11 protein-coding genes and 1 riboswitch are annotated in these 11,928 nt (G+C 45.5%); of the genes, 6 read left to right on the top strand and 5 right to left on the bottom strand.

What is annotated here, in order from left to right:
* Positions 1 to 4: 4 nt before the first annotated feature.
* A riboswitch (FMN riboswitch) is annotated at positions 5 to 158 on the top strand.
* A gap of 144 nt (positions 159 to 302) precedes the next feature.
* The 5 genes from MKX75_RS16345 to MKX75_RS16365 all read left to right on the top strand — a co-directional run bounded on the left by MKX75_RS16345 (position 303) and on the right by MKX75_RS16365 (position 5,381).
* The gene (locus tag MKX75_RS16345; RefSeq protein ID WP_062834843.1) at positions 303 to 1,283 is read left to right on the top strand and encodes a DMT family transporter; all 981 of its coding nucleotides are present in this window, start codon (positions 303 to 305) and stop codon (positions 1,281 to 1,283) included.
* A gap of 255 nt (positions 1,284 to 1,538) precedes the next feature.
* Positions 1,539 to 3,035 (top strand): amidase, encoded by a 1,497-nt coding sequence (locus tag MKX75_RS16350; RefSeq protein ID WP_339166023.1) that lies wholly within the window; start codon positions 1,539 to 1,541, stop codon positions 3,033 to 3,035.
* Positions 3,036 to 3,164: 129 nt separating this feature from the next.
* Positions 3,165 to 3,782 (top strand): urea carboxylase-associated family protein, encoded by a 618-nt coding sequence (locus MKX75_RS16355; protein WP_339166024.1) that lies wholly within the window; start codon positions 3,165 to 3,167, stop codon positions 3,780 to 3,782.
* 128 nt (positions 3,783 to 3,910) lie between these two features.
* A complete protein-coding gene (locus tag MKX75_RS16360; RefSeq protein WP_062834846.1) occupies positions 3,911 to 4,537 on the top strand; it encodes a LysE family translocator in 627 nt (208 codons plus the stop codon).
* A gap of 82 nt (positions 4,538 to 4,619) precedes the next feature.
* On the top strand, positions 4,620 to 5,381 hold the full coding sequence (locus MKX75_RS16365) for a YqcI/YcgG family protein (RefSeq protein ID WP_062834847.1): 762 nt from the start codon (positions 4,620 to 4,622) through the stop codon (positions 5,379 to 5,381).
* 56 nt (positions 5,382 to 5,437) lie between these two features.
* On the opposite strand, the gene MKX75_RS16370 is transcribed toward MKX75_RS16365, so the two are convergent.
* The 4 genes from MKX75_RS16370 to MKX75_RS16385 form a co-directional block, all read right to left on the bottom strand.
* Positions 5,438 to 6,784 (bottom strand): amino acid permease, encoded by a 1,347-nt coding sequence (locus MKX75_RS16370; protein ID WP_062834848.1) that lies wholly within the window; start codon positions 6,782 to 6,784, stop codon positions 5,438 to 5,440.
* Between the two features lie 591 nt (positions 6,785 to 7,375).
* Positions 7,376 to 8,269 carry an aldo/keto reductase gene (locus MKX75_RS16375; protein ID WP_339166026.1) on the bottom strand — a complete coding sequence of 298 codons (894 nt, stop codon included), beginning with the start codon at positions 8,267 to 8,269 and terminating at the stop codon, positions 7,376 to 7,378.
* Positions 8,270 to 8,395: 126 nt separating this feature from the next.
* Entirely contained in the window at positions 8,396 to 9,169 is a 774-nt protein-coding gene (locus tag MKX75_RS16380) for a glucose 1-dehydrogenase (RefSeq protein WP_339166027.1), read from the bottom strand.
* Between the two features lie 295 nt (positions 9,170 to 9,464).
* Complete coding sequence (locus MKX75_RS16385; protein WP_076331584.1) at positions 9,465 to 9,953, bottom strand: GNAT family N-acetyltransferase; 489 nt, start codon at positions 9,951 to 9,953, stop codon at positions 9,465 to 9,467.
* A gap of 178 nt (positions 9,954 to 10,131) precedes the next feature.
* Here MKX75_RS16385 and xerS point away from each other — a divergent pair, with 178 nt between their 5' ends.
* Positions 10,132 to 11,238: a tyrosine recombinase XerS gene (gene xerS / locus MKX75_RS16390; RefSeq protein WP_339166028.1), complete on the top strand. Its 1,107-nt coding sequence runs from the start codon at positions 10,132 to 10,134 to the stop codon at positions 11,236 to 11,238.
* 151 nt (positions 11,239 to 11,389) lie between these two features.
* On the opposite strand, the gene mobB is transcribed toward xerS, so the two are convergent.
* Complete coding sequence (mobB, locus tag MKX75_RS16395; RefSeq protein WP_339166029.1) at positions 11,390 to 11,923, bottom strand: molybdopterin-guanine dinucleotide biosynthesis protein B; 534 nt, start codon at positions 11,921 to 11,923, stop codon at positions 11,390 to 11,392.
* Positions 11,924 to 11,928 lie beyond the last annotated feature (5 nt).

Consider the following 11,928-nt stretch of genomic DNA (forward strand, 5'->3'; position numbering starts at 1 on the left):
TGAATAGGATCTTCGGGGTAGGGTGCAATTCCCGACCGGCGGTGATGTTCTTCGGAACCAGCCCGCGACTCGCTACATGTTCTTAACGAAGGACATCTAGCGACTGACTTGGTGTGAATCCAAGGCCGACGGTACAGTCCGGATGAGAGAAGATCAACACATTGACATGCTGTTCACGGGAAGGCCTCTTTCCTGACGCATGTCCTTGGATGAGCCCCCGTTTATTTGGTATATACCAAAACGGGGGCTTTTGTCGATTTTGCCAACTGAAGATTACGTGTTCTGACGAAGGAGTCCTGAATATGGAAAAGACATCATCAGCATCAACGGTTTACCGCAAGGAACGAAGTAACACTGGATTCTGGCTGGTTGTGCTCGGCGCCGCCCTATGGGGTGTGGATCCACTGTTCCGTATTATTTTGCTTAAAACGATGACATCCACACAGATTGTACTGGTGGAACATATCATTGTCAGTCTCATTGCCATTCCCGTGCTGTGGAAATTCCGGGCTGATCTGAAAAACTTGCGTGCACGCCACTGGATTGCCGTGATCTTTATCTCATGGGGAGGATCAGCACTCGCAACAGTATTGTTCACGATGGCACTAACACATAACGATCCGAACACGGTCTTGTTACTGCAAAAAATGCAGCCGCTCTTCGCCATTGTTCTGGCTAAGTTATTATTAAAAGAAACGCTGCCTCGTCGCTTTGGCGGACTTTTCTTCATTGCATTATTAGGTACGTATCTACTTACATTCGGCTTTACATTGCCGCTGGGTAACTGGGACAACTGGATTCATGCAGGCAGCCTGTTATCCCTTGGAGCTGCTGCTTTATGGGGAGGTTCAACCGTTATGGGCCGACTGATGTTAGGGCAGGCGCGTTATGAGACAGTCACCTCCCTACGCTTCGTTGTTGCTCTTCCGCTCCTGATCTTTATGACATGGAACGAAGGTGCTGCCTGGACACTCCCATCCGGGACAGGAGAACAGACTGCTGTCATCCTCAATATTCTCGGTCAGGCTTTGTTACCAGGATTACTCAGTCTTCTGTTGTATTACAAAGGTCTCTCGTCAACCAAAGCCTCTGTTGCAACTCTCGCGGAACTTAGCTTCCCGATGGCAGGTGTGTTGGTGAACTGGATTGCTTTCCGTACATTGATTACATGGGAGCAGCTGCTTGGCTTTATCCTGATCTGGGTCGCCCTCTTCGCCATTTCCAAACAGCAGGAACGTTCATCGACAACGGCTGATGCAGCACCGAAGCTTCGAACAGAGTAAGCGGATATATCCGAGAATCAGATATAAACCAATAATCAAATATAAAATAAAACCATTGCACATCGCATTAGATGAGCAATGGTTTTATTATTTCCATTATCAATAACTCCAACCTTCCGCTCTTTTCCCTCCTCTCATACCGAATATCCACTTCATCGGACTACGTCCCTTCAATGTTTTGTCTTTTATCTAATCCGGTGGTACGATGACATATGGAATAATAGATGAACTATATTCAGAGAGGAACGATCATTAATGTCTTCATTCTCATATACCTCCTACGACGCCGTAGGTTTGGCTGAACTGATCCGATCCCGGGAAGTATCCCCAGTTGAATTGTTGGAAGCGGCGTTTGCACGCCTTGAAGAAGTAAACCCGCAGCTTAATGCGGTCATTCGTACATATGAAACCCGTGCACGGGAGGAAGCTGGCTTAGTTCGCCCTGGTGAACAACCTTTTGCCGGTGTGCCCCTGCTTCTGAAAGATATTTCTCAATCCTTGGAAGGTGAATTTCTAACTTCAGGCTCACGTTTGTTCAGCGAGCATCGCGCATTACGTCATTCGAATTTTGTCACTCGACTGCGTGATGCAGGTTTTATCATCATAGGACATACCAATACGCCTGAATTTGGTTTGAAAAATATTACCGAGCCCCGTCTTCATGGTCCAACTCGCAATCCATGGAATATCAATCACTCCCCAGGCGGGTCAAGTGGTGGTGCCGCGGCAGCTGTAGCTTCCGGTATCGTTCCTCTTGCCGGAGCCAGTGACGGAGGCGGTTCGATCCGTATCCCGGCTTCTTTTAGCGGCTTGTTTGGTTTGAAACCAACTCGCGGACGCACACCTGTAGGACCAGGAGTTGGTCGCCAATGGCAAGGTGCGTCGATTGATTTTGCCCTCTCTCGCTCGGTTCGGGACAGTGCTGCATTGCTTGATACGTTGCAAGTCATTCAGCCTGAAGCAGCGTTCCATGCTCCACTCTTTCCAGGCAGTTACTTGGCGGATATGAGCTATCCACATCAACGTAAATTGAGAATTGCGTATACAACGGATTCGCCAGTCGGCACACCTGTCAGCGCAGAAGCCAAAGAATCGGTATATAAGCTCGTTCGCTGGTTGGAAGAACAAGGTCATCATGTTGAAGAAAAGCTGAGTCCCGTCAACGGAGTTCGGTTGATGGAGAATTATTACATGATGAACAGCGGTGAGATGGCCGCAATGATCTCTTCCATGGAAAGATCTATGGGGCGGGTTCTGACTTCCGATGATATGGAGATTGAATCCTGGGTTCTGGCTGAAGCTGGCAAAAAGGTGTCCGCTGCCGAATTTGTCCATAGTCTGGCTGAATGGGACGTAGCTGCAGCGCAAATGTCCACTTTGTTCGAGCGGTATGACTTCTACGTCACTCCTGTTAATGCTTTTTCTGCACCTAAGATTGGAGAGTTAACCCCTCATGACGAACAGATTCGTAATCTCATGCGGATTAGTGAATTGGACAAGACCCAGCAGCAGCAACTCATCTATGAGATGTTTGAGCCAAGTCTTACGTATACTCCGTTCACCCAGCTCGCGAATCTGACAGGTCAGCCTGCGATAAGTGTACCTCTGCATATGACACCTGAAGGTTTGCCAATGGGCGTTCAAGTGATGGCAACCAAGGGACGCGAAGATTGGTTATTACATCTGGCTGCACAGCTTGAACAATCAGATCTTTGGATCGGGATGAAAGGTAATCCAATGTTTCCAGCATAAAAAGTTCAACGTGTATCTACCTTTATCATTGAACGTTACCCACCTGAGTAGGATGTGTTGCCAAAATAGTGCATGAAAGTTTCGTCTGCTCCGCATACTGAAAGCAAAAATAGCGGAGGAATGTGACGAATGAATATCAAACAGCCTCATAAACAGTCCTTTCGTATCCCTGCCAAAACGGGATATGCCCTGAAAGTAAACAAGGGTTCTTTATTACGTATAACAGATCTGGAGGGACAGCAGGTCATTGATTTTGTGGCTTATGATGCGCAAGATGCTAACCATCGCTTGGACCCGGGCGTGACAATGGATGTATTGCGCACTTACCGAATCAAACCTGGGCAGTTTGTATATTCCAATCAATATCAACCCTTACTCAAGATTGTGCGTGACACAGTTGGGGTACATGATTTCTTCAACTCTGCTTGTCGTCCCGAGATGTATGAGGTGTTATATGATAAAAAGGATCACGCTAGTTGTTATCACAATCTGAACACGGCATTGGAACCCTTCGGCATCTTACCACCGGATCAACACTATCCGTTTAATCTGTTTATGAAGTCCGTTGTAGACGATCAAGGCAAAATTGATGTTGTAGCTCCCGACTCTCGTGCAGGTGATTATATCGAAATGGAAGCATTAATCGACCTCACGATTGGTCTCTCCGCCTGTCCTTGTGAAGAAAGTTCATGCAACGGCTACCACTGCACTCCAATTCAATTGGATGTAGAATCTTTAACAGAGTAGCAAGGTCATAAGACGATATGATAAAGTAGTTTGTTCTAATTCACTCCTTGCGGGAATACGATGACTTGTACCCATTTTCTGTGACGACTGGTACAATTCATCGAACCCGTTAAGGAGTGAACGTGTTTATGTCTGTACTGTTCAGTTATATTATTCTGGGAATCTCATTATCTGCTCCAATCGGTCCGATTAACGCCGCTCAACTTGACCGCGGAGCCAGGCACGGATTCATGCACGCCTGGATTTTAGGACTCGGCGCCATGTTTGCAGACTTGGTGTATATGCTGTTGATTTATTTTGGGGTTGCCCATTTTCTGGACACGCCGTTTATGCGCTCTTTTCTCTGGTCATTCGGCAGTTTTATTCTCATTTACACGGGAGTGGAAACGCTCTCGAAGCTGAAACAGGGGATTCAAGGTACATCTACTGCGGAAGCGACTGTTCGAAAATCGTTTATATCCGGCTTTTTGATGGCCCTGTCCAATCCACTGAATATTTTGTTTTGGCTTGGTATCTATGGCTCCATTCTCGCGACGACTGTGAAACATACGGATACCGCTCATTTGCTGCTATACAGTTCAGGCATATTCATTGGCATCTTGTTGTGGGATGTTATTATGGCTGGCATGGCCAGTCGATTCCACAAACATAGCAGTGAGAACGTATTGCGCTGGATCTCCATCATTTCGGGAATCTGCCTGATCGGATTTGGTTTGTATTTCGGGTACGAAGCTGTGCGTTCCATATTTTTCTGACAACAAAATCAGGCTGGACAGTCACCCAACATCCTCCACATTAATACTTTAACGGTATCATGTGGAATGGAGTTGGGAATCAATGGCGGAGCTGTATAGTGCCGACGAAATAAACACCTTGTTTGAGCGTCTTCCATCTTGGCAGCAGGACGCTTATTCGCAATTTGGTAAAATGATCGCCGACGATGATAATACGTATCCATGTGTACCTGGACGAATGGGATTTCTGTCAGGACATTTGAGGTTCGGCTTTACGTGTGATCCCCGATCTGAACAAGCTGCCGAAGATATGGCGGATCTGCTTAGACAGTATGGTCCTGTATCCAGAGACACAGGTCATTACGCTTCCATGGTGGTCATCTGTGAGACGCCAAATGATCTCAAAGATCATACAACGGTAGAGCAATATCAGACCTTATTCTGGCAAATGCTTAATCGGGTAAGTTCACACGATACCGAGCCGTGGCCGGAACATATTTCAACCGATCCTCATGATTCATCGTGGGAGTTTTGCTTTGGCGGAGAGCCTTACTTTTGTTTTTGCGCAACTCCCGCACATGAACTCAGAGCTAGCCGACATTTTCCTTATCTCATGTTTGCTTTTCAACCACGGTGGGTATTCGAATCCATCAATGACAACACCCCTCTTGGCCGCAAAATGAAAACCTTGATCCGCAAGCGTCTCGCTGCCTATGATGCTGTTCCTGCTCACCCTTCGCTGATGTGGTACGGTCAGCAGGATAATCTGGAGTGGAAACAATATTTCCTGCCTGATGATGAGCAGACACCTTCCAAGTGTCCATTCATGCGGATGAAGCAAGCTTTAGGCAAGTTGACGAAATAATCTTACAACACTTATTACGTACTCTTAGTACGCTGGGTAACCTCCACGAAAGCTACTTATGGTTTGGCTGGTGCAGACTGCGGCGGTTTGGAGCCACGTACTTTGTGAACAATATACGTGATGATGCCAAGGAACACCACAAGTCCCACACTTGCCAGCAGACCTGTTCTGCTGGCTTTTTCCATTGCTGTCCCAGCCACAGCAGCCACAATTAATACCATGGCAGTCCATACTTTGATGCGATTCCACTTCACAGGCTTCATTTTTTTAATATACGTGATGCAGATAAGCAGCCATGTATACATCAATACCAGACTACCTGCTGTCGTCACATATTCAAACAGACTCTTGGGCATCCATAATGCCATCAACGTAGACAGGAGTAATCCGGCCGCTGTGCAACATAATGCCTGAAGTGGCATGTCCTTTTTCCCCCAGGTCTTCGTAAACAGCTTCGGTGCATCTCCATCTTCTGCGAGTTTCACCAACATGGACGTAATGGCATATAGCGAAGCCACCATCGTTGAGAATCCAGCAATAATCAGAATTCCGTTGAGAATGTGGACCACTACGGTGAATCCAATGGTTGACATGGCTTTGACAAGCGGACTTTCATCTGGAGTTAACTGAGCTGAAGGCACAAGTAACAGGATCAACGCAATCGCAATGACATAGAGTGTACTCACCGATAATAGCATTACACGACCTGATTTCACTGCATCTTTCGGTTCTTTCAGGTTTGCTGCCATCAAGCCCATAACCTCGATCCCGGCAAAAGCAAAGAATGCATAGATGAAACCGGTCCATACCCCTTTACCTCCATGGGGAAACCATTCATTCTTCAATTGTTCTGGTGTCACTTTTACAGGTAACCAACCCAGACAAGCCGCTCCTGCTATAGCTATAAATGCAACCGTTGCAGCAAGTTTGATTACCGCAAGAATATTCTCCGTTTTGGTTAATCCCTTCGCTCCCAATGCTGCAATGAACAGACCAATAGCCGCATAGATCGCAACAAATGCCCACAGCGGAAACTTGGGAAACCAGAATTGAGAGAAAAGCCCCAGTGCCGTCAATGAGCTACCCATGATGAGCATTTCGGAAAACCAGTACATCCATCCACTCCCGAAACCAGCCCAAGGTCCGAATGCTTCACCAGCATAGGTTCGAAAAGCACCTTCTTTTGGATCATCTGCCGTCATCTGCGCCAGTGCACCAAATACAAAGTAAGTCCCCGCCGCAGCAAGCACCAACAATACGAGTACAGATATACCGGCCCAATGAATCGCGAGACTGGTTCCCAGGAAAAATCCCGTCCCAAGCGTGCAACCCGCGCCAAACAAGGATAGGCTGATCCAACTTAGTTTATCGTCTTCCTTTTTACCGTGTAGCTGACTTTTCATGAAGCTCCTCCTTCTGCCTTATCCCCTTACGGTTTACAGGTCATGGAGGTTTTATGTCTGCATTGCCAAAAGAATTATATTATTAGTTTACATAATATTTAATCTGTTATAAATCTGTTGTTGAATTGAGTCCCATGTAAAATCAGTAAAAAAGTTGTTGACTTCTATCACTTAAAATGGTTTTCCTTTTTAACATGAGGGAGCGGTATCGAAGCTTTATGTGATGTAGTAACTAAGGTGAGAAAATGATTTTTCTATTGTGAATTTTTCATATGTTGAAATAGTATAATTAAGGTCGTTATTTCGTTCATATCGAACGCTGGCCCTCTCCATTTTTCGTCTCATTCTAACAGCTTTTTTGTGAAAATTTTTATTTGGAAAAAATAGTAAGGATTTATTTTGGAATTTCCCTCTTTTCTCCCTTCTCATCGGTTTTTCGGGCTAGACTGAAGTATGAATATTCTTCTCTAGAAATTTTTCACAGCCTCATTTGCGATAACTATTATGAATTTTTCATATGTTGAAAATATATTACGATGGCCAAAAAAAGAAGCCGCCATCATGGCGACTTCGCTAATATTTTTTTAAATTTTAAGTCCGGCCAGTCCAGTCCGCTCCCGCGATTTCGTTCCATCGTGCTCTAATCTCATCATATAGTTTCTGCGGAAGTGCCCCTTTAGCGACAAGGTCAGCATTTTGCTGCCAGCGATTGGGCTTGGCTGTTCCTACAATAGCTGTGTCTACACCTTCGGTGCTTAGCGTAAAACGCAGTGCTGTTTCTACTGCTGCCTGAGCATCTTCACCCAGAAAACCATAGTTAAGTTCGCTTAAGCGTTTCCAGTATATAAATGGATAAGCCTCTTCCGAAAGTGTTTCATACGTCCAGGCCGCATTAGCAATAGGTCTTTTGGCGATGACACCCATGTTTCTTTTTCTCGCCTCAGGCAGAGTAAGTTCAATTGCTTCCTGATCTGCGATATTTAATGAGGTCTCTAGGCTGTCAAATACTCCGGTCTGAATCGCATATAGCGCATCCGTTGTATCTCCACTATATCCGATGAATCTGGTTTTCCCTGCTTCCTTGGCACGTTGAAGAACCTCGATAACTGCCCCTTTCCGAAGTACTTCTTCAGAACAGCTATGCAAATGAATGACATCCACATAGCCGGTTTTCAACCGCTTAAGACTACGGTCAATCGTCTGCTCCAGTACTTTGGCATCCCAATCCGGACCTTCGATCCCGGCAGCATGTCCACATTTGGTGAACAAATAGTAATCATCACGCCGATGTGACAGCACCTCACCGATTAATTCTTCACTGTCACCATAACATTCAGCCGTATCAATCACGTTTAACCCTGCATCGAGCGCACTGTTGAGCAATGTGGCTACATCCGTTTTAGATACATTTTTGCCTATTTCCGCTCCGCCAAATCCAAGTGTGCTTACCTTCATGCCCGTGTTTCCGTAATTACGCAGTTCCATGATTATCTTCCTCCAAGTTCAGTGAATTGGGTACAGATAAATAGAAATACAGATTAATCCCCAATGTTATTACCCGTAATTTGGTTGTCCCACCCACTTTTCCAGACTTTTACCAACTCAACTCATCTAGAATCCATAGATGGACATTCCACCATCAACCAATAACGTCTGACCCGTTATGTATCCGGCTGCATCCGATGCCAGGAATACGACAGGCCCTACCACTTCCTCCAGTTCTCCCACTCGCTGTAGCGGTGTACGGCTTACAATTTCCTGCAAATACTGGGGATCATCCAGCAGTTTTTCAGTCAGAGGTGTTCGGAAATACCATGGCCCTACTGAATTGACACGGATTCCATACTTGCCCCATTCCAGTGCGAGCACTTTGGTCATATGAATTAACGCAGCTTTGGTCGCGCCATATACAACCCCTGTCCGCAAAGCCGTGTGACCGCCTACCGATGAGATGTTAATGATCTTCCCGGTCCCACGTTCTTTCATATGCTGACCCGCCAATTGCGAAGCGAAGAAAGCCGATTTTAAGTTTGTCTGCATGATGGTCTCCCACTGCTCGTCCGTTACTTCAAGTGCTGGTGTCCGTATGTTCATACCTGCGTTATTCACCAGAATGTCCAGACTACCCATCTCCGAGATCGCCTTTTGAAACGTCTCTTCCATTTGTTCTTTTGATGTCACATCCGCAGTTAGAGCTAACGCTTTACGCCCTGTCTGTTCATAGATGTAGGCGGCTGTCTCCTCAATTTCTTTCATCGTTCGGGATACAAATACAACGTCACTGCCTGACTGGGCAAGTCCAATCGCAATTGCTTTTCCGATCCCTCTCCCTGCACCTGTCACCAGTGCTGTCTGTCCATCGAGATGGAATGTGGGTACGTTCATGTTACTCACTCCTTCATCAGATTTATAAGTTGAACTAAAGATTATTTACACTGACACTACGATGACAGAATAACCTTCCAATCACTGTTATCCCCAGATTTTTTGATTCCCCTTTCCGAAGGGGAAAATCCGGGGATAGCTTATGCTTCCGATGCAGCTTTCTTTCAGAAAGCTATTAGGCGAACGCTTCGCTTTTTCAGGTTTTTTCTGTCCTCTCCGTTATCGTGTAAATGAGTAGTTCAACTTATATCGCAATCATGCAAATGCTTATATGTAAGTGAAGCCCCGATTGGAATCAGGTTACAAAATACTGGCTTGGATTACCCAGTTCCGGATGGAACTTTTCTCGAAAGCGGCCTCCCGTATACTCCCCTATAATTTTACGCCAGAATGCCTGTGCAATGACATTGTTACGAACCTGAGTCACTTTCCATCTCCCTGGGAAACGTTTAAACAGCTCATAGGCTGCCCGAGTGCCCACCCCACTGCGCCGATATTTTTGCATCACAAAAAATTCAGTCAAGTAGTAGTCATTATCCTTACTTCCAGGCTCCAATTTCTCTATGAGAGCAAACCCTGCAGGTGCGCCGTCACTTGTAATCAAAAAAGGAAACTTGCGGTCCTCTTCTGTCCAGAATGCTTCCAGACCCGGATATTCTGGAAAAATACCATTGCTGTCTACATCAATATTCAGATATTTGGTAAAATCATATAGATAAAATTGCATTAAATGTCGAATCACCTGACTGCGTTCCCGGGGAACCAGTTCTATTTGCATATTCATCCGGTTCACCTCCTCTGCTCTACGTATACTGATTACTTTAAAGGTTTACGCGCCGAAGGGCAAGGAAGCATCCCCTACTTACTGCCTACTTTGGTGAACAAGCTGTGAGCATGTAAATTATGGTACACTAGAGCATAGAATACTATTAAATTGAATATTAATCTTATATGTTTTTCACATGGAGGTGTCGAACTTGACCAACGTGCAAAAAGAGATTGATCGACGCAAGCTGGATGACAAACTACCTTCCATGCCTTGGTTCGTTCAGCAATTCATGGACTACAAGCTGCCTGATCTGTCCCCTTCTACCCTGCTCGAATATTTAAGAGATTACGAAGCTTTCTTCGGTTGGATGCGAGCAGAAGGGCTATCCGAGGCAAGCTCTAATAAAGAAGTTACGTTGACTGAACTGGAAGTCCTTCGCATGGATTCAGTTACTGCCTATCGGTTATTTCTCACAACCAAACGAGAAGGAACCAATTCGAGAATTACCGTCTCTCGCAAGCTCTCTTCCCTTCGCTCCCTTTTCCATTACCTGAGCCAGATTGCGGAAGATGAAGATTTCTACCCTTTGCTGAAGCGGAACATTATGGCCAAAATCGAGATCAAGCGTACCCATAAACCCAAGGACACCGCTGCCAAACTCAAAGGTAAAATTCTGGAGGAAGAGGAACTTCTCGAATTTATCGGATATATCCTTGAAGGTTACGCGGTCGATATGGAGAAGAACAAACAGGCGCTGTATTCCCATGAACTCAACAAAGAACGGGACGCCTGCATTGCCAGCCTGATTCTCAATTCAGGTTTACGGGTGTCGGAGGTCGTGAACCTGAACGTCGATGACCTCGATCTGAACAACAAACTCCTGTATGTTTATCGCAAAGGTAACAATGATGAGACATACAAAACACCCGTTTATTTCAGGGAACAGGCCAAGGACGAACTTGCAACTTATATGAACCTGCGGCAATCACGTTACCGTACACCCAAACGGGAAAAAGGTCTGTTTATTGCCATGCGAAACGGAGATTCCGAAGGTAGCCGAATGACCAAAAGAGCAATCCAGGCCATGATCATGAAATACGCCAAGCGCTTTGGCAAACCCTACTTGACCGTGCACAAATTACGACATTCATTTGCAACCGATTATTATCTGCAAAATGATATCTACAAAACGAAAGAGCAGCTTGGACACGCTTCTACGGAAACGACCGAGATCTATGCTCACCTTACCGACAAAACGATGTCCGAAGCCATCGAACGCCGTACTGACGATGGGATTTAACACCCCTAACATAATAAAAGCAGCAAGCCGCATCAAGGATTTCGATCCGAGAAAGGTCTGCTGCTTTTTTTACTTATACATCATGTAAGGATAAAGAACATAAGCAGAAATGATTTTAGTTAACATAATAAATATTACGTTATATCGACCTTTACTTGCTCTCAACCATCTGTAACAAAGCTTTGGCTATGAACTCCGTTTCATGAACCGAGTACCACGTTATATCCCTGTTTACAACCCTTGGCTCCATAACTTGATCTGGAGATAACCATGAGATCATACCCACTACACCTTCAAGGCGATCAATTAGGCTCAGATCCTTCTCTTCTCGAACCATCACGAATTTGGGGTAAGAAGCCTCTTTAAATCCCTCAATAACAATCCAATCATACTCCGACAGATGACTTAACATATCCTCCAACCTGGTTGCTTGTCGCTCCATAATAGCAGTGCGTTTCTCTGACATCACAACCACCGCCGAGGCCCCTGCCTCCCCAAATCGATACGAATCCGTTCCTTCTTGATCCATCTCAAAATGATCGTGTCCATCATGCTTAATCGCTGCTACTTTAAGTCCCATAGAAGAAAAGTGCCCGATTAGCGCGGCTGTCATGGTCGTCTTGCCCGTGTTCTTGTATCCAACAATCTGTATGATATGTGGTTTGTTTTCACTCATTTTAGTCATCTATT

This window comes from Paenibacillus sp. FSL R5-0341 (genome assembly GCF_037975235.1).
Classification (GTDB): domain Bacteria; phylum Bacillota; class Bacilli; order Paenibacillales; family Paenibacillaceae; genus Paenibacillus; species Paenibacillus amylolyticus_A.

Coding starts and splice junctions, on each gene's coding strand:
- MKX75_RS16345 (WP_062834843.1), top strand. CDS start 303: ATGGAAAAGACATCATCAGCATCAACGGTTTACCGCAAGGAACGAAGT.
- MKX75_RS16350 (WP_339166023.1), top strand. CDS start 1,539: ATGTCTTCATTCTCATATACCTCCTACGACGCCGTAGGTTTGGCTGAA.
- MKX75_RS16355 (WP_339166024.1), top strand. CDS start 3,165: ATGAATATCAAACAGCCTCATAAACAGTCCTTTCGTATCCCTGCCAAA.
- MKX75_RS16360 (WP_062834846.1), top strand. CDS start 3,911: ATGTCTGTACTGTTCAGTTATATTATTCTGGGAATCTCATTATCTGCT.
- MKX75_RS16365 (WP_062834847.1), top strand. CDS start 4,620: ATGGCGGAGCTGTATAGTGCCGACGAAATAAACACCTTGTTTGAGCGT.
- MKX75_RS16370 (WP_062834848.1), bottom strand. CDS start 6,784: ATGAAAAGTCAGCTACACGGTAAAAAGGAAGACGATAAACTAAGTTGG.
- MKX75_RS16375 (WP_339166026.1), bottom strand. CDS start 8,269: ATGGAACTGCGTAATTACGGAAACACGGGCATGAAGGTAAGCACACTT.
- MKX75_RS16380 (WP_339166027.1), bottom strand. CDS start 9,169: ATGAACGTACCCACATTCCATCTCGATGGACAGACAGCACTGGTGACA.
- MKX75_RS16385 (WP_076331584.1), bottom strand. CDS start 9,953: ATGAATATGCAAATAGAACTGGTTCCCCGGGAACGCAGTCAGGTGATT.
- xerS (WP_339166028.1), top strand. CDS start 10,132: ATGGAGGTGTCGAACTTGACCAACGTGCAAAAAGAGATTGATCGACGC.
- mobB (WP_339166029.1), bottom strand. CDS start 11,923: ATGACTAAAATGAGTGAAAACAAACCACATATCATACAGATTGTTGGA.